The 21,529-nt window shown below is 45.7% G+C and carries 14 protein-coding genes; 10 read left to right on the forward strand and 4 right to left on the reverse strand.

The window, feature by feature from the left end:
- Window positions 1-305 precede the first annotated feature (305 nt).
- The gene (locus QUB35_RS24695; protein WP_333144315.1) at window positions 306-860 is read left to right on the forward strand and encodes a class I SAM-dependent methyltransferase; all 555 of its coding nucleotides are present in this window, start codon (window positions 306-308) and stop codon (window positions 858-860) included.
- Between the two features lie 103 nt (window positions 861-963).
- The gene (locus QUB35_RS24700) at window positions 964-2,466 is read left to right on the forward strand and encodes a cryptochrome/photolyase family protein (protein WP_333144316.1); all 1,503 of its coding nucleotides are present in this window, start codon (window positions 964-966) and stop codon (window positions 2,464-2,466) included.
- A 106-nt stretch (window positions 2,467-2,572) separates the two neighbouring features.
- Here the strand turns inward: QUB35_RS24700 and QUB35_RS24705 are convergent, their stop codons facing one another.
- Window positions 2,573-2,842: a hypothetical protein gene (locus tag QUB35_RS24705; protein ID WP_333144317.1), complete on the reverse strand. Its 270-nt coding sequence runs from the start codon at window positions 2,840-2,842 to the stop codon at window positions 2,573-2,575.
- A gap of 211 nt (window positions 2,843-3,053) precedes the next feature.
- Between QUB35_RS24705 and QUB35_RS24710 the strand changes: the two genes are divergently transcribed.
- Window positions 3,054-3,311 carry a DUF2811 domain-containing protein gene (locus tag QUB35_RS24710; protein ID WP_050813024.1) on the forward strand — a complete coding sequence of 86 codons (258 nt, stop codon included), beginning with the start codon at window positions 3,054-3,056 and terminating at the stop codon, window positions 3,309-3,311.
- A gap of 469 nt (window positions 3,312-3,780) precedes the next feature.
- On the opposite strand, the gene groL is transcribed toward QUB35_RS24710, so the two are convergent.
- Window positions 3,781-5,472 carry a chaperonin GroEL gene (gene groL / locus QUB35_RS24715; protein ID WP_333144318.1) on the reverse strand — a complete coding sequence of 564 codons (1,692 nt, stop codon included), beginning with the start codon at window positions 5,470-5,472 and terminating at the stop codon, window positions 3,781-3,783.
- 358 nt (window positions 5,473-5,830) lie between these two features.
- Window positions 5,831-5,989: a hypothetical protein gene (locus tag QUB35_RS24720; protein WP_333144319.1), complete on the reverse strand. Its 159-nt coding sequence runs from the start codon at window positions 5,987-5,989 to the stop codon at window positions 5,831-5,833.
- A gap of 56 nt (window positions 5,990-6,045) precedes the next feature.
- On the opposite strand from QUB35_RS24720, the gene QUB35_RS24725 reads away from it, so the two are divergent.
- The gene (locus QUB35_RS24725; protein ID WP_333144320.1) at window positions 6,046-7,794 is read left to right on the forward strand and encodes an ABC transporter ATP-binding protein; all 1,749 of its coding nucleotides are present in this window, start codon (window positions 6,046-6,048) and stop codon (window positions 7,792-7,794) included.
- Window positions 7,795-8,799: 1,005 nt separating this feature from the next.
- Here the strand turns inward: QUB35_RS24725 and QUB35_RS24730 are convergent.
- The gene (locus tag QUB35_RS24730; protein WP_333144321.1) at window positions 8,800-10,272 is read right to left on the reverse strand and encodes a Dyp-type peroxidase; all 1,473 of its coding nucleotides are present in this window, start codon (window positions 10,270-10,272) and stop codon (window positions 8,800-8,802) included.
- Between the two features lie 401 nt (window positions 10,273-10,673).
- On the opposite strand from QUB35_RS24730, the gene QUB35_RS24735 reads away from it, so the two are divergent.
- From QUB35_RS24735 to QUB35_RS24760, 6 genes are all read left to right on the forward strand, one after another.
- Complete coding sequence (locus tag QUB35_RS24735; RefSeq protein ID WP_333144322.1) at window positions 10,674-10,991, forward strand: hypothetical protein; 318 nt, start codon at window positions 10,674-10,676, stop codon at window positions 10,989-10,991.
- Window positions 10,992-11,184: 193 nt separating this feature from the next.
- Window positions 11,185-11,508 carry a hypothetical protein gene (locus tag QUB35_RS24740; RefSeq protein WP_333144323.1) on the forward strand — a complete coding sequence of 108 codons (324 nt, stop codon included), beginning with the start codon at window positions 11,185-11,187 and terminating at the stop codon, window positions 11,506-11,508.
- A 46-nt stretch (window positions 11,509-11,554) separates the two neighbouring features.
- A complete protein-coding gene (locus QUB35_RS24745) occupies window positions 11,555-11,884 on the forward strand; it encodes a hypothetical protein (protein ID WP_333144324.1) in 330 nt (109 codons plus the stop codon).
- Window positions 11,885-12,122: 238 nt separating this feature from the next.
- Entirely contained in the window at window positions 12,123-14,378 is a 2,256-nt protein-coding gene (locus tag QUB35_RS24750) for a TOMM precursor leader peptide-binding protein (RefSeq protein WP_333144325.1), read from the forward strand.
- Between the two features lie 310 nt (window positions 14,379-14,688).
- Window positions 14,689-15,783, forward strand: coding sequence for an amidohydrolase family protein (locus tag QUB35_RS24755; protein WP_333144326.1), 1,095 nt, complete (start codon window positions 14,689-14,691; stop codon window positions 15,781-15,783).
- A 154-nt stretch (window positions 15,784-15,937) separates the two neighbouring features.
- Window positions 15,938-21,277 (forward strand): AAA family ATPase, encoded by a 5,340-nt coding sequence (locus QUB35_RS24760; protein ID WP_333144327.1) that lies wholly within the window; start codon window positions 15,938-15,940, stop codon window positions 21,275-21,277.
- Window positions 21,278-21,529 lie beyond the last annotated feature (252 nt).

The raw sequence follows: 21,529 nt of genomic DNA on the forward strand, positions 1-21,529 counted from the left end.
TGACTTCGACTGCTAACTCTGGCGTAGAGGATGGTTGGTTTAGTAGATGGAATATTGACAACTGAGTCTCCGTCGTATCGTCGCTGTCCTGATGGTGTTCTGTACGCTTTGATTTTCCCTTCTTTTTCCCACCGCTAAGCGTGTTTTTGAACATACTCCGAGTCGTTGAATAGCGATTCTTGGTGGTACATATGTGGACATATCTGGGTTTGGTTAGGTGAATTATTCCAGTCTACACCAATTGTCTGATTTATAAGGAAAATGTCTAAGAAAAGCCCGTCCTAGGGATTACTCCCCTTTTAGAAATGCTGGCGACACTTCAGCAGACCAGCAAGACAAAACTCCGAGTTTTGGATCTCGGCTGTGGCAATGGCAGCCTCAGTCACGTTATCGCAGAGCACGGCTGCGAAGTTGTCGGCGTTGACACTTCTGCACCCGGAATTGCCATCTCCCGTCAAAGTTTCCCAGAGTGTCAGTTTATCCAAGCAGATATTTACGACCTTCCAGATACCGATATTCTGAACTCATTTGATGTTGTCTTAGCTATTGAAGTAATCGAACACTTGCTTTATCCTAAAGAACTAGCAAGAACTGCAAAAAAATGCCTCATTCCTGGAGGAACATTAATTATTTCCACCCCCTATCACGGCTATTTAAAAAATCTGGCTTTAGCTGTTTATGGCAAACTAGATCAACATTTTACCGTTCTTTGGGATAACGGTCACATTAAATTTTTTTCAGTAGAGACGCTGACCAAGTTATTAATATCCGAAGGATACACAGAGATAAAATTTCAATTTGCTGGCCGGTGTCCCTATCTTTGGAAATCAATGTTATGCTCTAGTAAGTTTTCAGGATAACCTGAAAACATATGAGTTGTGAGTTGTCAATCAATTCAGTTTCTTGACTAGACCGCCCGACCTCATAAAAAGTAAAAAATAAGTTTCACTAAAAAAAAGTAAAATGACTGTTGGCGTTTGGATATTAGGCGATCAACTATGGCAGAACCAAGCTGCCCTCAACCGCACAGATGATAAACCCTCCCTACCGATAATTTTAATTGAATCTTGGCAGCACGTTCAACACCGGCGCTACCACCAACAAAAATTAGTATTAATTTGGTCGGCCATGCGGCACTTGGCTGAAGAATTGCTCGTCGGTGGATGGCAAGTTACTTACACAAAATCGGAGGACTTTGAAGCACCTCTCAAAGCTTGGATACAAGCTCAGAATATCACCGAAGTGCGGGTGATGGCTCCGAACGATCGACCTTTTTTACAGCTCGTTCAAAATTTGCAACTGCCCTGTAAAATAACCCTAATTCCCAACAATCAATTCCTCTGGACACAAACAGAATTCAAAGATTGGGCGTCAAGCCGCAAACGTTTGTTAATGGAAGACTTCTATCGAGCCAGCCGCCAGCGTTTCCAAATTTTAATGGATGGCAATAAACCTGTCGGAGGAAAGTGGAATTTTGACAAAGAAAATCGTCAGCCACCAAAAGGAAAACTGGATACCCCCAAACCTCTCTGGTTTGAACCGGACGCCATAACTCAAGAAGTTATCGCACAAGTTAAATCTCTATCTTTCCCAACTTACGGAAGTATTGAACCTTTTCGCTGGGGGGTTACACGAGAGCAAGCATTGCAAGTATTAGATAATTTCATCGAACAGGGTCTCCCCACTTTTGGCCCTTATCAAGACGCGATGGTAACGGGGGAGGAAACAATGTGGCATTCCCTAATTTCTCCGTATCTCAATATTGGCTTGCTGCATCCTTTAGAAGTTATTCAAGCGGCGGAAACAGCCTACCTCGAAAAAAACTTAAATTTAAACGGCGTCGAAGGTTTTATCCGCCAAATTCTGGGCTGGCGAGAATACATTCGCGGTATGTATTTTTACGTGGATGCTGATTATTTTGAGAAGAATTGGTTCAACCACACTCAGCCACTGCCGGAGTTTTTTTGGGACGCTAGTAAAACAGATATGAACTGTTTGTGCCAAGTTTTAACTCAAGTCGAAGGCAGCGGTTACGCGCACCATATCCAGCGGTTGATGATTTTGAGCAATTTTGGTCTAATTGCGGGAATCTCGCCCCAGGAGCTAGAAAAATGGTTCCACAGTGCGTTTGTGGATGCCTATGACTGGGTAATGCAGACTAATGTGCTGGGCATGGGTTTGTTTGCTGACGGCGGTGTGTTGGCCTCGAAGCCCTATGCTGCTTCTGCCAATTACATTAATAAAATGAGCGATTATTGTCGGGGGTGCAAATTCGATCGCACAGTGCGATCGGGCGAAAATGCCTGTCCCTTCAACTTCTTCTACTGGGATTTCCTAGCGCGCCACCGGGACAAACTTCAGTCGATCGGTCGCATGAGCTTTATCTTAGCCAATCTCGACAAAATGCCGCCGCCAGAATTGGCAACCATCCGCCAAAAAGCGGCAGAGTGGCACTTAGGAAGTTGACTGTTGACTGTTGTCAGTTGACTGTTGTCAGTTGTCAGTTGTTAATCCTTTGCAGTGGCTAATAACAAATAACCAATAACATTAATCAACAGTCAACAGTCAACAGTCAACAGTCAACAATGCCCCATGCCCCATGCCCCATGCCCCATGCCCCCATGCCCCATGCCCCATGCCCTTTGCAATTCTTATTTTTTCCCTGACTTTTCCCTAAACATTCCACAGCGTTTCCCCAGGCAAGTCTGAGGTTTTCCACAGATTCGACAAAGTTTTCCACAGAAATTAACGGCACGGTAGCATCTTGCTGCGGAATTGGGGATTTCCTTAACTTGCTGCCTAATTCCTCATAAACCCCCCGACACATAAAGATATGTAACAAAAAATGCCCTAAAAAGCTGATTATTTGGTAGACTTTTTTTTTATCTAAAGGAGTTTGTAATATTTCGCAACATTGACAAACCCACCCCCTCATAGCGCACAATGATGCGACCGACCTAAAAAAAAGCGCTCTGATTTCGGCTGTGCCTGCACCTGTATCCGGCCGAAGGGGGGGTTCTGTTTTCAATTTATTAGCGAGACTAAAAAAAATGATGAACCCAACAGTCAGTATTTTTGCTGAAATTCCCGAAACGCTGCACGATTCTCTCAAAACTTACCTGGAAACCCATCCCGAATGGGATCTAGACCGAGTATTTTGCGCGGCCCTGTCGCTGTTTTTGTTGCAGAATGCCGATAGCGGTACGCCTGAAGCTTCGCGCAGTTATCGCCAAGCTGCGAGAGTTTATCTCGAAACTCTGTTTCAATCTCCTCAAGACTTGCACAGCAACAATGTAACTCCCTCGTCTTAAAGGATCGGGGGAGAGGGGGAGACGCGGTTTCTGGGAAGGATTTTAGTTGACCCAGAGGGCGCGTACTGCAGAGGTGGCAACTTCAGCTTAAAATCCCTGAGAACTATCGCTTATAGCTTAATGCCGAGCCCCATTGCATCTCCCTTAAGAAGGAAACTTTGATAGCTTCAAGTCCCCCCGGACTATCAGGGCAGGGCTGTTTCATTCTCAGGAAAACCAGCCTTTTGACTCTTGTCGTGCCAAGAATGCCGACCCGACCCCTCCACGATTTGTTAGCCCTTGGGTGGGATTGGGGCTGCCACGGGGGGATTGCCCCTACAAGAGAATGAAAAATCCCCCCGGACTATCAGGGGATGCCGGGGGGATAAGCTGCCTTAATCGTCAAACAGTAGACGGGTAGTACATAAGACGCGCTTGTTTACACGCATGGTGCGGCGCACCCTACAGACTACAAACTAATGGCTGAAGACTACATCATGCCCATGCCGCCCATGCCACCCATGCCACCCATGCCGCCCATGCCGCCCATGCCGCCCATGCCGCCCATGCCGCCCATGTCGCCCATGTCGCCGCCGGCTTTTTTCTTCTCGGGTTTTTCGACAATCACAGCTTCAGTGGTCAATACCATACCAGCAATGGAACCGGCATTTTGCAAAGCCGATCGCACCACCTTAGCCGGGTCAATAATCCCGGCGGCAATCATATCTTCGTACACGTCGGTAAGAGCGTTGTAGCCAACGTTGAACTCGCTAGCCCGCACTCGTTCGATGACGATCGAACCTTCAACACCGGCATTATCAGCGATTTGACGCAAAGGTGATTCCAAAGCTTTCTTCACCAAGTCAGCGCCTACTTGTTCTTCGGTGTCTAAAGTATTTCTGATCGCATCTATTTTTGTAATCAGGTGAATTAGCGTCGTCCCACCTCCGGCAACGATACCTTCTTCCACAGCAGCTTTCGTAGCGTTCAAAGCGTCTTCAATACGCAGTTTACGGTCTTTGAGCTCGGTTTCGGTAGCTGCGCCGACTTTAATTACAGCGATGCCGCCGGCGAGTTTGGCGATGCGTTCGGTTAGCTTTTCCTTGTCGTAGTCGGAATCCGTCGCTTCTAGCTGCTTGCGGATTTGCTCGATCCGTTTTAGCACGTCAGCTTTGTGTTCTTCGCCTGCAACAATGATCGTGTTTTCTTTGTCGATCGTAATTTTGCGGGCGGTACCGAGCATTTCTAGGGTTGCGGTATCGATGCTGAGTCCGACTTCTTCAGAAATCAGTTGACCGCCGGTGAGCACGGCGATATCTTGAAGCATAGCTTTGCGTCGATCGCCAAAACCAGGAGATTTGGTTGCTGCGATGTTCAATACGCCGCGGGCTTTGTTGACTACCAGAGTTGCCAAAGCTTCGCCTTCAATATCTTCGGCGATAATTAGCAGCGGTTGACCGGTGCGGGCGATTTTTTCGAGAACTGGAATTAGTTCTTGAATCGAGCTAATTTTTTTGTCGGTAATCAGGATGCGAGCGTTTTCGTACTCAACTTCCATGCGATCGGTGTTAGTGACGAAATACGGAGAAAGATATCCGCGATCGTACTGCATCCCTTCGACAACTTCCAATTCTGTTGTCAGAGATTTCGACTCTTCTACAGTAATTACGCCGTCTTTCGTGACTTTTTCCATTGCTTGGGCAATCATGGCGCCGACTTCTTCGTCGTTACCGGCGGAGACAGTGGCGACTTGAGCAATGGCGCTTCCTTCGACTGGTTTCGCCAATTTCTCGATTTCCAGCACCAAGTGGGCGATCGTTTTTTCAATACCCCGGCGCAGCGCGACTGGGTTTGCGCCTGCAGCGACATTCTTCAAACCTTCGCGAATGAGGGATTGAGCGATAACCGTTGCGGTTGTTGTGCCGTCGCCTGCGATATCTTTAGTTTTGGAGGCGACTTCTTGAATTAAGCGAGCGCCGGCATTTTCCAGGGGGTCTTCGAGTTCGATATCCCTAGCAACGGTGATACCGTCGTTAACTATTTGGGGAGCGCCGTATTTCTTTTCCAATAGGACATTCCGGCCTTTCGGGCCCAAGGTGATGCGGACAGCATCGGCGAGTTGATTGACGCCGCGTTCTAGTGCCCGCCGAGATTTGTCGCTAAATGCAACTATTTTGGTCATGTTTGTCTCCAATCGCTTACATTAGCAAATTTAGCACTCTCTGAGTCTGAGTGCTAAGTTGATCGATTTTTGATTGTAGCGCGCCTCAACCGTGTGGGGGATTGGGGGGACGGATGGGAGATTTGGGCGAGCTCGTTCCGGGTGGCTAAGGACAGGGCAATGCCGTGTCCCCACATATCTCGTGTCGCCACAGATATAATGTGGTTTGTTACATATCGATATAATTAGGTTTTGGTTGAGGCCAAAACCTAATTTTGATGGCGCGTCCTCCCAAAGCAGAATTTTTATTAAAAATTTCTTAACTGGTGTTTTCGGTCATCTACCTTTCGATAGAGCTTCTATTTTTTTTTTCAAACTTCTACCTTCTATAGCAACCACGCCCGACGATGATGACGTTCTTAATTGCTGAAACATGAGCTGAAGATTGCGCCTTCCTTCTTCCTTCTTCCTTCTTCCTTCTTCCTTCTTCCTTCTTCCTTCTTCCTTCTTCCTTCTTCCTTCTTCCTTCAGCATCCATCCGTTACATCCGTTACAAAATCCGCTGCCGAACCTTCTTCCTTCTTCCTTCTTCCTATGGCTCGTTATTCTCGACTGCAAAAACTCGGCTCTTATATGCGCCCGCACTGGAAACCAACATTCTGGGGCATTTTTTCGCTATTGGTTGTCAATGCTGTGGGCGTTTACATTCCCCTGCTGATTCGGAATGCAGTTGACACTCTCCAATATGCGACTAAATTTGACCAAGTTTTCAACTTCGTGGCACTAATTCTGATTCTCGCCTCAATTATGTGGGTGATTCGGATGGCGTCGCGGATTTTGCTGTTTGGCGTCGGGCGTCAAGTCGAATTTGACCTCAAACAGCAAATATTTAACCATTTATTAACATTAGAACCGTCTTATTTTGCCGCCAATACGGTAGGGGATTTAATTAACCGCGCTACTTCCGATTTGGACAATATTCGGCGCTTGGTGGGGTTTGCGGTACTCAGTTTGGCGAATACGGCATTTGCCTATGCTTTGACTTTGCCGGTGATGCTGGGGATTAATGTAAGGTTGACGCTGTTTGCGATCGCAGTTTATCCTTTAATGCTGGTTTTGGTACAGTTATTTAGCGACAAACTTCGCATCCAACAGTTAGCCGTGCAAGAGGAATTGTCGGCGATGAGCGATTTAATTCAGGAAGATATGAGCGGGATGTCCGTAATAAAAATCTACGCTCAAGAAGAAAACGAACGCCGAGCTTTTCGCAATTCCAACGCGCAGTTGCTATCAGCAAATTTGGAATTAGCAAAAACTAGAAACTTTATTTTTCCGCTGCTGGGCGGTTTGGCAAGCATCAGTTTGTTGGTGCTGCTTTCTGCTGGTGGCGGGGCAATTGCTAATGGTCAAATTAGCATTGGCGATTTTGTGGCGTTGCTGATTTATGTCGAGCGCTTGGTGTTTCCGACGGCGCTGTTGGGTTTCACAATTACGGCTTACCAGCGGGGAGAAGTGAGTGTCGATCGCATCGAATCAATTCTGACTGTGGAACCGCAAATTAAGGATACTGCCGATGCAGTTGAACTGGCAACTCCAGTCAAAGGAGAAATTGTGGCTCGCCATCTAAATTATACTTATCCGGGTGCTAAGACACCCGCGCTTAAAAATGTTGATTTTACCATAAAACCGGGCGAAACTGTCGCAATTGTTGGGGCGATCGGATCGGGAAAATCAACTTTAGCTAATGCACTGCCACGCTTGCTAGATATCGATCCGGGCGAGTTATTTTTAGACGGACAGGATATTACTGAGGTAAAATTGAGCGAATTGCGCGGGGCGATCGCCTACGTTCCGCAAGAAAGTTTTCTGTTCGGCACTACCATCAAGAATAACATCCGCTACGGAAACCCTTTAGCGGAACAGCCGGAGATTGAAGTCGCAGCAAAACAAGCGCAAATTCACGCCGAAATCCTCAACTTCCCGCAACAGTACAAAACAGTTGTCGGCGAGCGCGGCATTACTTTATCCGGCGGACAGCGGCAGCGGACAGCACTTGCTCGCGCTTTGTTAGTTGACGCCCCGGTGTTAATTTTGGATGATGCTCTTTCCAGCGTTGACAATCAAACTGCTACCGACATTTTGCGAAACTTGGCAACGGGAACCGATCGCAAAACGGTAATTTTTATCTCCCATCAAATGTCAGCAGCGGCCAGTGCCGATCGCATTTTTGTGATGGAGAGAGGAGAAATAGTTCAGAGTGGCACTCACCTTGAATTGGTAGGGCAAACAGGGCTTTATCAGTATTTGTGGAACCAGCAAAAATTAGAGGAATTGCTGCATTGACAAGTGACAGATACTTTGAGTCATCTATACTTAGACCCTAAATAAGTAGATTGGTCAGAACTTACGCAAGTACGCTATATATAGCGCAATACGGTTCAGTTAAGAGCAATCTGACTTCTAAAAGATGCCTGTATTTCCCATAAAATCGTGAGGTTAAATTCGTCGGACAGCGTTAACTGAACCGTATTGACATATAGCGTGCTTGCGTAAGTCCTGTGGGAGTCGGAGTGATTTCGGGGATGACGGGATTGTTACATCTCTTTACATTTGGGTTTGGGACAGCTCGTATTCATAAAAATTCATACCGGATGCGGGAAACTCAGCGGCTTCAGCCCTGAGAGGTAAGCGACGCGGGGACTTCAGTCCCCGTGTTTTTCTTTGTTTCTATTTTGGTTGAAATATTGTATTATGTTCGAGAAGTGAGTAAGAACGAGCATCTACGTGTTGAGACATCCTAGAAGGCGAGAAATTCCCGCCCCTGGAAACAACGGTCAAGTGCAAGCTTGATGACAGTATGACAGTAAAGGGCAAGCAATAGCAGGTTGTTGAGCGTACCGCATTTTGGCAAGCGTGATGGTTCAGAAAACGTTAAAACGACAAAAGTAGCTAGAAACCTAAACTTGATTTGGGTGACTAAGTAGACGGTATTTGACCACCGTAGCGAGAATTAAACTTTAGTAATAACTAAAGTTATTCTGTCAGCAGAATCTCAGTGGCTTTAGCCCGCTTGAGTGTCAAGCTTACCTTCTATTGTATGTTATGCAAGCTTTTTACTTGTTCTGCTTGCTTCAATAAATCTGCCTGGGAGTGGCGGCTTCATTACATTTCTTTACATCCTGTCCTATTTTGTCCGTATCCCGGCTTTACCCCTAAAGGGGATATTTAAGCCGGATTTGGTATAGCGGTTCTCAAAAAAGTGAGGTATGCCCTATGCCCACGGAGGCCTATGCCCTATGCCCATGAGTACCTCATATGAGAGCTCGAAAGGCTATATAATCGCGTGTTTTATTTCACGGCGAGCGCTGAAATATTTTTCAGAAAACTAATGCTAGGAGCAAAAAAGAATTCGCCTCCTTTCATCGTGACAAAATTATAAAAATCGAACGGTACTTTCTCGTCCTTCCCCCACTCTTTCGGCCACGCTTGCCCTTCAATTTGTTTTTTTCCTTGACCTGCAATGCCGTCCAAGCCTGTTGTATAGTTGACAAAATGCTGATTATTCGCCCAGTTTTTTTGCATAAACATAAACTGGTTGAAAATGTCGCGCTGAAAACATAGAAACAGCAATCCTACTTTTTCGCCTGACGCTGGCTGAACCTTCAACTCTTTTAAATGTTCCAGTTGATTTTCAAATCGCGAGAGTTTTGACAGGGAGTTATCCCGTGCATTCGGCATCTCGCCATAGCTAACTGCTCGACGAACAATTCGACGCTGGCGGTGTTCTTCTAAGGTTTGGTATTTGTCGTTTTTGTCGCCGCGCGGATTTGCTTTGCGGATGTGTGCGTGAAAGGGACATTTCATTCCGTCGCGATCGCTATCATAATTGAAATTATTAGGAACCGTATCGGAATTTTGTTCCGATGGAGAAAGCGTCACTGGGGTTCCGTCTCTGAACCGCCCTACAACTAAAGCGCCGGCCCTTTCTACATCTCGATCTGACAATCGCAGCTTTTTAGCCAGTTCTCTCTCTGCTTCTCTGAATCCTCGCACATCTTGTTCGAGCTTTCGGTAGACGCAATAGCTGCCAAAGCTATGCTCTCCCTCACCGAAAGGATCTTTTACAAGCACTAATTCTAAAGGTGCAGAAGCATCCCACAAATCAGTACCTTGTTCTTTGGCTAGCTCAATATCTTCTTTTAAAAATAGAGGCTGGCTGACACCATCTCTGAACCCAAAATGTTCAATAGTCTGCCCTTTTTTATTTTTGAGGACAATGCCTACTTCTGTATGAACAATCTCTGCGACGCGCCCAACTTCTTCTATGACTTGTTTTGCCTGTTTTTCCAGGTTGTCGCGATCGTTATCAGCCAGGAGAATAAAAGCATGAATTTCATCTTGAAAACCTTCTTCCCATTCTTCAACTGGAGGGTCGAACAAAATTGTCCTAAATTGCCGAAGTCCCACCTTAAAAGCCGGACTGGGAAATTCGCCGCTTCCCCCGGCATCTAACTCGAAGCCGAGCACTTTATAACCGTTATAAGATAGAAAAAAGTTGGCAAACAAACCTTCGACTTCTTGACAGTTGCTTCTAAACTTAGCATTATCGTCCCACTGTTTCTTAGCGGACATAACAAACTTTTCGGTAAAGTAGCCGATCCATTTTTTAACTGCGTCCGGGTCTGACTTGAATTTAATCAAAATATGGGTTGAATAGTCTCGTTCGTGACTTTTGAGGATATTTCCCTGCAAATCCTCTAACATATTTTGATACTGTGGATTGTTAGGATCGATATGGGTTTGGTTTAAGTCTATGGTCACAGCTTTTTTGCAGCACTCTATTTTTGAGGTTTTGGCTTTAGCCGTTTCTCAGTTTTGCAAACTGTAAGATAGTTAACAGCTTTGTTGCTTAGCGGAGCTTGGCTTTGATTTATCAAAATTACCAGGTTGTAAGTGTCCTGTCAAGCTATAAACTTTTGTAAAAAATACAACAATTTTCCCGTTTATCTTTAAAACCTTTTATTTGTATTTACAATTCTATGAATTGAAGCCCGCGTTGCGGTCTATGGAAAATATTTGTAAAGAAAAAATACTTGTATAAACTTTTAATAAAACCTCTTGACACAAATATTTTTCCTTAATAAATTTAGGAGGACAAGCTTTTAGCGCAAAATAGTCTGTCTAACTATTTCGCAACACCAACACCTAAAGAGAGGTAAATTATGACTAAGAGTCTGTACCCGTCAGACCTACAGGCTGCGTGGGTCAAGGTCATAGCCTATGCTTGGAAAAATGGAGAGTTTTTGCGGCAATTGAGAAAATATCCAAAACAAACAATCAATAATGTAGTAAACTCTGGAAATCCTCAAAAACTGAGCGGAGCTTGTGCGACTATCATCGAGCATATAAATTCGCCAGATTCAGAAGAGGGTTTTCTCCCGCTTCCCAATCTACCGGAGGAGCTAGATACTTTAAGCGATGACCAACTCTATGGATATGCCAATCAAGGTGGATTATTTGGGCTTATGAGATTCACTTAAATCGGATATCTTGTAGCATTCTCGCTCCGCTCTATAGCCAGCCCGGAAATTTATTTCCGGATTCATAACGTGCAGTTGGCGTAAATTTATGTAAATTGTATCTTGACTTAAAGATATTTCCGTACTAGGCTGTCATCAGCCGATAGGTTTTATCGACAAGTGCTCTATTTGACCATTAGCTGAGAGGTAAATTATGGACAAACCCCTGTATCCTCCAGACTTAGCTGAAGCATGGAACCGTCTTTTTGGTCATGCTTGGCATAAGGATAATAAGGAATTTCTGCACCAACTGAGGAAAGATCCAAGGCAAACAATTGGTGATGTTGTAAACTCTGGTAAACCTGAAAGTATACTAGGGTCATGTGCGACGATTCTCGAATATGTAAATGACGACTACTGCGAGTATGGTTTCATATCGCTGCCGACTCTACCAGAGGGATTAGAAGGATTGAGCGAAGAACAACTCTATGCTTATGCCAATCAAAGCGAGTTGTACGGAATTATGAGACATACTTGAATGGCCTAAAAATTTTGCACGACCTACGCATGAAAAGAGAAAAATAATGATAAACACTCCTTGTCCGCCAGAGTTGCGAGATGCCTGGGCACGGGTTTTTGCTCATGCTTGGAAACACGACAATAAAGACTTTCTGCGAAAACTGAACAAAGATCCGAGACAAACAATTAGTGAAATCGCCAACTCTCGCTCACCTGAAAAGCTAGCAGAAGCTTGCCAGACTATCCTCAAATATGTAGATGCCCCTGACTCGGAAGAGGGTTTTTTAGCCCTTCCTCCCCTGCCAGAAAGTTTAACAACGGGGGATTTAAGCGAGGAACAGCTCTATGGCTATGCCAAGCAAGACGGATTGTACGGAATTCTCAGAGTATGTTGAAGATCGAATCTGGTGTTTTAAAACGCTAATTCTCAAGACATATTTTTTGAATTAGCGATCGCGCGTAAAATTAGCCCTGACTTACTCCTACCAGATATGCCTTCTCCATAGGGGCGCATGGCTATGCGCCCCTAGAGCCTAAAGCACGAAAGAAGAGATAGTTTTTTGGCGGAAATAAAATATAAAAAATTTGCACTAATCTCTGACATGAGTTATTTAAACAATAGTTATTTAAACAATGATGCGTCTGCCGAGGTTTAAGCCCTGTTTTCGCTGCGAAATAGTCCCTTCTGAAGGCGTATTTTTACTTACCGAAAAAGACCATTTTTTGTTACGGGGAGATGCCTACATTCAGCTTGCACCGCTTCTAGACGGTAAACACACCTTAGAAGAAATTATAGAGACTCTGCAAGATAGACTCTCTTTTGTCGAAATATTCTATCTGCTCGATCGCCTGCAAAGTCAAGGCTATATTACAGATGCCGCTCCCTCCGTGTCCGCCGAAAAAGCCGCTTTTTGGGAAATGCTAAAGGTAGAGCCAGAGATAGCTGAAAAACGCCTCAAGGAAGCGATTGTTTCTGTAGTTTCCTTGGGTGAAATCGACACCGAACCCTTCAAAGAAATGATCGCATCTGTGGGAGTTAAACTCGGCGAAAATGGCGATCGCTCGGTGGTGCTAACTGACGATTACCTGCAAGAAGATTTAGAAGAAATTAATCAAAAAGCCTTGCAGAACGATCGCCCCTGGATGCTCGTCAAACCATTAGGAACAGAAATTTGGATCGGCCCGATTTTTATCCCCGGCAAAACTGGCTGCTGGGAATGCCTAGCGCACCGACTGCGATCGCACCGCAAAGTAGAAAATTACCTGCAAAACCAAAAAAACACCGCATCCTTCCCCACTTCTTTGTCTGTATTGCCATCAACCCTAGCTACAGCCTACGGCATCGCCGCCACCGAACTTGCTAAATGGATCGCCTGCGATCGCAGCGAATCTCTCGAAAGCAATATCATCACCTTAAACGCGCTTTCTCTAGAAAAACGCCATCACTTTCTCGTGCAGCGTCCCCATTGTCCGTGCTGCGGAAACCCCCAAGATTTCGCAGCCAAACAATCAGCACCCATCGCTCTTTCTAGTCGTAAGAAATCTTTTACTCGCGATGGCGGACACCGCTGCATCTCGCCACAACAAACCTTGAAAAACTTAGAGCATCACGTCAGCCCAATTACTGGCATTATCAGCATTCTTCAGCGAATTTCTACCTGGGAGGAAGAAAACGGACTGACAACTTCCTACCGTGCCGGTTACAGTTTAGTCGGCGCGATCGCAGACTTAAATGAATTGCAAGAAAGCCTGCGTAGCGAATCTTACGGTAAGGGAAAAAGCGACACTCAGGCAAAAGTCAGCGCCTTGAGCGAAGCAATCGAGCGCTACTCCATCGCATTTCAAGGAGATGAAGCCAGAATTAGAGGGAAGTTAAAAGACTTGGGGAGTGTCGCAATTCACCCAAATACTTGTATGCTTTTTAGCGAAAAGCAGTTTTCAAATCGCGAGGAATTGAATAGCGATCGCATCAGATTTAACTGGATTCCAGAACCATTCAACGAAGAGGTGGAAATCGAGTGGAGTCCAGCTTGGTCGTTAACTCACAACGCGCCTCGATACATCCCCACTGCCTACTGTTACAGCGGTTATTCCCAAAAATATCATGCCCCCTTTGCGGTTGCCAACTCCAATGGATGCGCCGCCGGAAACTACTTAGAAGAAGCAATCCTGCAAGGCTTCATGGAATTAGTAGAACGAGACAGTATTGCCCTGTGGTGGTATAACCGATTGAAAAAACCTGCAGCGGAGCTTTCCAGCTTTGACGAGCCGTATTTTCAGGAAATAGAGGCGCATTACAAAACGCTTCAGCGCGACCTCTGGGTACTCGACCTTACCAGCGATTTAAACATTCCCGTATTTGCCGCTATTTCGCGCCGCAATGACCGCGAGGAAGAGAATATTATTATGGGTTTCGGGGCACATTTTGACCCGCAAATAGCCCTGCTACGGGCCTTAACCGAACTGAATCAATCGCTGCCTGCTGCGTTTTTTGGTATACTCGATCCAAAGAGTGCCGATCGCGATCGCGACCGAGAAGCGATCGAATGGTGGAAGAGTGCAACAGTCGCTCAACACCCCTATTTATTGCCAGACAAAACAGCCCCATCAAAAACACCCGCAGACTATCTCAAACAGTGGAGCGACGATCTTTATACAGACGTAATGAACTGCGTAGAAATTGCCAGAGCGAACGGATTAGAAACAATTGTTTTAGACCAAAGCCGCCCTGATTTAGGCTTATCTGTTGTTAAAGTAATTGTACCCGGACTGCGGCATTTTTGGCCTAGATTGGGTGCAGGTCGGCTGTACGATGTACCCGTTAAAATGGGTTGGCTAGCTAAAGCTTTGACTGAGGAAAATTTGAATCCCCTCCCAGCTTTTTTCTGAGAGGTTTAGGCTTATGGTTAATGCAATTTTAAATCATTTGTGTAAAATTGTAGGGGCGACGCCCCTTGCCCCATAGGTGTCAACATTAAGGTTAAACCCGCAGTCCGACAGGGGTAAAAACCCCTGTCTCATAGCTAAAGTCATCTAAAGAGGACTGAAGAAAACTCTCAAATTTATTAGTCCTCTTCAGAGGACTTAAGCTATTAGCCAGGGGTTAAAACCCCAGGCGGGCTTTCAGCTTAAGTTGACACCAATACACGGGGGGATTGCCCCTATAAATGTTTTCACATTTCAAAAATCTCAATAATCTATGTTGAAGCCCTATCAAATTATCGATGCAGATTGCCACGTTTTAGAGCCGATCGATCTGTGGAAAAATTACCTCGAACCAGCCTTTAAAAACCGGGCACCATCGCTCGATCTAAAAGTTGATGGTCAACCGATTTATCAGAAGATAACCCGCCAACACCAAGAGGAAGGGCTGAAAGTGGCAATCCGGGATTTCACCAGCTACGGAATCGATCGCTACGATCCCTGTTCTCAGGTAAAGGCGATCGCGAAAATGGGAGCTGATATCGCATTTTTGTATCCCACAATGGGACTGTGGCTGCTTGCCGTCGATACAATGGATGCACAACTGGCAGGTGCATTTACCCGCGCCTACAACAATTGGCTGCGAGACTTTTGCAGCTATGACCCCCAGATTCTTAGAGGAGTCGGTGCGATTAATCTCCACGCTGCCGAAGAAATGGTGCCAGAACTGCGCCGCATTGCAGAATTTGGATGGAAAGCCGTGTTTTTGCGCCCCAACCCAGTCAAGGGACGGCTGCTTTCTGACCCCGCTTACGAGCCATTTTGGAGCGAATGCGAGCAGTTGGGGATTGCCGTCAGCCTCCACGAAGGCACTCATTCCCAACTCCCAACCACCGGATCGGATCGGTTTAACACCCGATTTGCCATGCACGCCTGTTCGCATCCAATGGAACAGATGATGGCGCTGTTGACCCTCATCGAAGGAGGAGTGTTGGAACGTCACCCCAAACTCAGGGTGGGCTTTCTGGAGTCTGGTTGCGGGTGGCTGCCCTACTGGTTGTGGCGGCTCGATCGCGAGTATTGCGACTTAGGCTGGGAAGTCAAAGATCATGTTAAAATGAAGCCCTCAGAATATTTTCGCCGTCAGTGCTTCATCTCCTTTGAACCTTCTGAGCCTTATTTAGCTGAGACAATTGACTACATCGGCACGGATAATCTGATCTTCGGTTCTGATTTCCCTCACATCGATCACCACCCAGACGTTATCGGGGAAGTTGTAGCGTTGAGCGATCGCATATCCGAAAAAACCGTAAAAAAAATCCTCTGGGACAACCCCTTTCGCTTTTACGGACTTGAGGGTGAAAATTTGTAGGGCCAAACCCCCCGTAGTTGCCCCAATGCCGAAAACGCCTATTTCCTCCGTTAGTCAAGCGGAGTCGGCACGGGGGTACAACCATACAAAATCCTCATTTTCCTGAGAATGAAACAGATGTCTCTATAGGGATAATGAAGTAAGGAACAAATCAATGACGCTCACAATTTCCGGCTACCAAATTACCCAAGAAATTTACGAAAGTGCCAACTCACTAATCTATCGCGGATGCAGCCCAACAGATAACCAGCCCGTTATCCTCAAAGTGCTCAAACAAGCCTATGCGCCGCCGGAAAAAATAGCCTGGTTCAAGCGGGAATATGAAATCCTCCAAAAATTGAATTTGGCGGGAGTCGTAAATCCCTTAAACCTGGAAAGCTACCAAAATCGCTGGGTAATCGTACTGGAAGATTTTGGCGGCGAATCCCTCCAGCAGTTAAGAAAGAGTCAGCCCTTCACGCTGAGCGAGTTTTTGTCTCTTGCCCTTCAGATTGCAGACATCCTTGCTCAAGTGCATCAGCAGCAAGTTATACACAAAGATATTAACCCTTCTAACATTGTCTTTAATCCCAAAACTGGACAATTAAAAATTATTGATTTTGGTATTTCTACAGTTCTCTCGCGAGAAAATCCCACGCTGCGAAACCCGAATGTTTTAGAAGGAACGCTCGCCTATATCTCGCCTGAACAAACAGGGCGAATGAACCGAGCGCTCGATTATCGTACAGATTTTTATTCGCTCGGAGCAACTTTCTACGAGTTGCTAACAGGGCAATTGCCTTTCCAGATTGACGATGCGATGGAGTTGGTGCATTCGCACATTGCTAAACACCCTACCCCACCTCACCAACTCAACGCAGATATTCCCCAGCCTCTGTCAGAAATTGTCATCAAGCTAATGGCTAAAAATGCCGAAGACCGCTATCAATCGGCCTATGGCGTTAAGGCAGATTTAGAGGAATGTTATAGGCAATGGGAGCGATCGCAGCGCATCGAGCCTTTCCCTCTAGGTCAGCAGGATTTTTCCAGCAAATTCCAAATTTCGCAAAGGTTGTACGGACGAGAGCGAGAAGTGGAAATGCTACTCGCCGCCTTCGATCGAGTCGCAGGCATACAAAAAAATGAAAATCCCCAATCGCAAATCCCCAATCGCAAATCCCCAATTGAAATGATGCTGGTAGCGGGATATTCTGGTATGGGCAAGTCGGCTTTGGTACAGGAAGTTTACAAGCCAATTACGCGGCAAAGCGGGTATTTTATCTCTGGAAAATTCGACCAATATCAGAAAGATATTCCCTATGCCTCGCTGGTACAAGCCTTTCGCTCTTTAGTGGCGCAATTGCTGACCGAAAGCGAATCTCAGATAGTAGCGTGGCGCGAAAAAATGTTAGCAGCTATTGGTGAGAACGGTCAGTTAATCGTTGCGGTTATTCCCGAATTGGAATTGATTATTGGCACTCAACCAGCAGTCCCCGAACTGGCTCCAGCAGAAGCCCAAAATCGCTTTAATTTAGTGTTTCAAAACTTCATTCGGGTGTTGGCTCGACCAGAACATCCAATGGTGATGTTTCTGGACGATTTGCAATGGAGTGATGGCGCTTCTTTAAAATTAATTCAGTGGCTGATGACAGGCTCAGAAAGTCAATATTTGTTTGTTATTGGCGCGTATCGAGATAACGAAGTGAGCGATGCTCATCCCCTAATGCTGACACTGGATGAGATTCGTCAAGCTGAGGGAATTGTTAGTCAAATAACCTTAAAACCATTGGAGTTATCTGATGTCAGTCAGTTGATTGCCGACTCTTTCAACTATGACTTAGCAACGGCTATGCCTTTGGCAGAATTGGTGCAGACCAAAACCAATGGCAATCCCTTCTTCATTAATGAGTTTTTGAAATCTCTGTACAGCGAAGGACTGCTGAAGTTTGATTTTCAGCTTGGGGGCTGGCAGTGGGACTTGCAGCAGATTCAAGCGCAGAACATCACCGATAATGTCGTAGAGTTGATGGCGGGCAAGGTGCAGAAGTTACCGCTTTCAACGCAGCAAGCTTTGAAGCTAGCTGCCTGTATTGGCAACCAGTTCGATCTCCAAACGTTGGCAATTGTCTCTGAAAAATCGCCGCGAGAAATAGCGATTGATTTGTGGGAAGCGATCGCAGAAGGTCTGATATTACCCATCAGCGATGCCTACAAGTTGATAGAACTTGACGTGCAGGGGTTAGCAGAAGAGATAGAAGTTGAGTATAAATTTGCCCACGATCGCATTCAGCAAGCCACCTATTCCCTCATTCCCGAAGCAGACAAAAAAGTTGTGCATTGGCAAGTGGGGCAACTGCTGCTACGGAATACACCGCCCCAGAAGCGAGAGCAAAAAATATTTGATATCGTCAACCAACTAAATCAAGGGGGCGATCGCATTTCCTGTCAAGCCGAGCAAGACGAGCTAGCTCAGCTTAACCTGACAGCCGGCAAAAAAGCCAAGGCATCAGCAGCCTATCAACCCGCCTTCAATTACTTGCAAGTTGGCTTGAGCTTATTAGAAGAAAATAGCTGGGAATGCCAGTATGAATTGATTCTAGCGCTGCACGTAGAAGCCGCAGAAGCAGCTTATCTCAGCGACAACTTCCAGCAGATGGAGCGATTAGCTTCTGTAGTGAAAAATCGCGCCAAAACTGTACTCGACAAAGTAAGAATCTACAGAGTAACCGTACTGGGTTATGCAAACCAGCATCAACTACCAGAAGCAATGCGTAGCGGACTCGAAATTTTAGCTCAGTTGGGGATCGCGCTACCGGAAAACCCAAGTTTAGCAGACATCGGACAAGCTATAGAAGAAACAAAAGCGGCTTGGCTAGGCAAGCAAATTGAGGATCTCATTGACCTGCCAGAGATGACCGCTCCTGAAAAGCGGGCAGCAATGGATATCCTGTTTGATGTCATACATCCAGCCTATGACGGGAACTCCGGACTCTTCACACTGTGTGCCCTGCAAATGGTCAATTTATCGGTCAAATATGGCAATACGCCTCTATCCGCTCAAGGTTATGGATCTTACGGAATAGTTCTGTGTGGTGTCGTCTTCGATATAGAGTCTGGCTATCAATTTGCGAAACTTGCATTGAAGTTGGTAGAGAAATTCAATAGCAAAAAAATCAAATCGGCGGTGATATTCTTAGTTTATTATTTTTCGGTAATTTGGAAAGAACACTTCAGAGAAATACTTAAACCTTTTTTAGAAGGATACCAAAGTGGCTTAGAAACTGGAGACTTGCTATTTGCTGCCTTTAATGCTTACGGCTATTCTTGTCATTTATACTGGATGGGCAAGGAACTGGTCGAAGTCGAACGGGAAATGGGCAAATACAGTCAGGCAATATCCAATATCAATCAGAATCTAATTCTGACTTATCTCAACAGATATTGGCAAGTCGTCTTAAATTTGAGTGGAAAATCAGAAAACACCTGTCGATTAATTGGCGAAAGTTATGACGAAGTAAAGATGTTGCCAAGGATGCAGGAAAACCAAGACAGATACGGAATTGGTGACTTGCATTTACACAAACTTATCCTCTGTTATTTATTTGGAAACTACGGCGAAGCCCTAGAAAATGCGGCCATTGCAGAAAATTATTTAGATGCTATGTTAGCTACGTCATCTGTCGCTATTTTCCATTTCTATCATTCTCTAGCACTGCTGGCAGTATTTGCTGATAATCCAGAGTCCGAAAAAGAGGCTTTTCTGGAAAAGGTTGCTGCCAACCAGGAAAAAATGAAAATGTGGGCGAGTTACGCTCCTATGAATTACCTGCACAAATATTACCTCGTCGAAGGGGAACGCGCCAGAGTTCTGGGCAACTATAAAGATGCCAGAGAATATTATGACTCTGCTATCTCCTGCGCCCGCGAAAATGAATATCTCAACGAAGAAGCTCTCGCCTACGAACTCGCGGGACGATTTTACCTCTGGCGCAACCAAAGCCACGTTGCTGCTCACTATCTCCAAGATGCTCGCTACGCTTACCAGACTTGGGGTGCCCTTGCCAAAGTCAAAGACTTAGAAGCGCGATATCCTCAGTTTCTCACCTCAACAACTAGCTCTACGAAAGTCACCCAAACAACCATTTCCACTACAGGCAGCAGTTCCGGCGAAGGGCTAGATTTAGCCACAGTCGTGAAAGCTGCTCAAGCTATTGCCGGGGAAATTGTCTTAGATAAATTGCTCGCCAAATTGACGAACCTCGTCCTCGAAAATGCCGGGGCACAAAAAGGCTTCCTCATTCTCTCCGACAACGGAATTTTAAAAATTCAAGCACAAGGAGAAATTGAGCGCGAAGCCCAAGTGCTGCAATCTCTTCCAGTTTCTAGCAGCGAAAATCTCCCCTTGGCGATAATCAATTACGTCGCTCGCACTCAAGAAAATGTGGTTTTAAGCGAAGCCACGCGCGAAGGGATTTTTACCACAGATCCTTACATTATAGCCCACCAACCCAAATCAATCTTGTGTAGCGCCATCGTTAATCAAGGCAAACTCACCGCCATTCTTTACTTAGAAAATAACATCGCGATCGGTGCTTTTACACCAGAACGCCTGGAAGTTGTGAAAATCATTTCTTCTCAAGCAGCTATCTCCCTTGAAAATGCCATTCTGTATCGCACTTTAGAACAAAAAGTCGATGAACGCACTGCCCAATTAGCATCAGCCAACCAAGAAATTACGGTGCTTAACGAGCGTCTGAAAGCTGACAATATCCGAATGAGTGCTGAGCTAGACGTAACGCGCCGACTGCAACAAATGATTTTGCCGAAAGAGAGCGAACTCAGTAATATTCCCGGACTTGATATTGCTGGTTTTATGGAACCCGCCGACGAAGTAGGTGGCGATTACTACGATGTACTACAATACGGCGATCGCATCAAAATTGGCATCGGCGACGTAACGGGACACGGATTAGAAAGCGGCGTTTTAATGATTATGGCGCAAACTGCCGTGCGAACGCTAATGGTGAACAATGAAACTGACCCCGTGCGATTTTTAAATGCCATCAATCGCACTCTTTATGACAATGTAAACCGCATGAATTGCGAGAAAAATCTCAGCCTTTGTTTGCTAGACTATGAGGAGGGGACTCTGCGCTTGAGCGGACAGCACGAAGAGGTGATTGTGGTGCGGTGTAGCGGCGAAGTGGAACGAATCGATACGATAGATTTAGGTTTCCCGATCGCTTTAGACTCAGAGATTGCCGATTTCATTCTATCAACTGAAGTCCACTTAAATCCGGGAGATGTGGTGGTGCTTTACACGGACGGAATTACAGAAGCGAGAAATGAACAAGGCTTGTTATACGGTATGGAACCACTGATAGAATCCATCGGCCGAAATCGCGATCGCACTGCTGAAGAAATCCGCCAAGCTGCGATTGATGACTTGCGCCATTACATCGGCGAACAAAAAGTGTTTGATGATATTACCTTAGTGATACTTAAGCAGAAGTAGCCTCGGCGGGGAGACTGGGCTGTTTCATTCTCCGCTCATTCATCAAGTCATGGAGGCAGCTATTCCTTACCGTACAGATTGGGTGATTGAAAATGCGAGCCAAGAAGGCCTAAAAATAGCGAAGCTGTCATCAACCGCAAAGTAGCACTTCAAACCTTTACCTGATAAGGCATTGCGATTAATGTTGCACTTTTTTACACATATCTCGGCTCAATACCCTATTCACATGACACAAGTGAATTAATTCCCTTT

Source organism: Microcoleus sp. B13-B6, from assembly GCF_036705405.1.
Lineage (GTDB): Bacteria > Cyanobacteriota > Cyanobacteriia > Cyanobacteriales > Microcoleaceae > Microcoleus.

Excerpts from the sequence above, each read along its gene's own strand:
- QUB35_RS24695 (WP_333144315.1), top strand. The coding sequence starts at position 306 with ATGCTGGCGACACTTCAGCAGACCAGCAAGACAAAACTCCGAGTTTTG.
- QUB35_RS24700 (WP_333144316.1), top strand. The coding sequence starts at position 964 with ATGACTGTTGGCGTTTGGATATTAGGCGATCAACTATGGCAGAACCAA.
- QUB35_RS24710 (WP_050813024.1), top strand. The coding sequence starts at position 3,054 with ATGAACCCAACAGTCAGTATTTTTGCTGAAATTCCCGAAACGCTGCAC.
- groL (WP_333144318.1), bottom strand. The coding sequence starts at position 5,472 with ATGACCAAAATAGTTGCATTTAGCGACAAATCTCGGCGGGCACTAGAA.
- QUB35_RS24720 (WP_333144319.1), bottom strand. The coding sequence starts at position 5,989 with ATGGATGCTGAAGGAAGAAGGAAGAAGGAAGAAGGAAGAAGGAAGAAG.
- QUB35_RS24725 (WP_333144320.1), top strand. The coding sequence starts at position 6,046 with ATGGCTCGTTATTCTCGACTGCAAAAACTCGGCTCTTATATGCGCCCG.
- QUB35_RS24735 (WP_333144322.1), top strand. The coding sequence starts at position 10,674 with ATGACTAAGAGTCTGTACCCGTCAGACCTACAGGCTGCGTGGGTCAAG.
- QUB35_RS24740 (WP_333144323.1), top strand. The coding sequence starts at position 11,185 with ATGGACAAACCCCTGTATCCTCCAGACTTAGCTGAAGCATGGAACCGT.
- QUB35_RS24745 (WP_333144324.1), top strand. The coding sequence starts at position 11,555 with ATGATAAACACTCCTTGTCCGCCAGAGTTGCGAGATGCCTGGGCACGG.
- QUB35_RS24750 (WP_333144325.1), top strand. The coding sequence starts at position 12,123 with ATGATGCGTCTGCCGAGGTTTAAGCCCTGTTTTCGCTGCGAAATAGTC.
- QUB35_RS24755 (WP_333144326.1), top strand. The coding sequence starts at position 14,689 with ATGTTGAAGCCCTATCAAATTATCGATGCAGATTGCCACGTTTTAGAG.
- QUB35_RS24760 (WP_333144327.1), top strand. The coding sequence starts at position 15,938 with ATGACGCTCACAATTTCCGGCTACCAAATTACCCAAGAAATTTACGAA.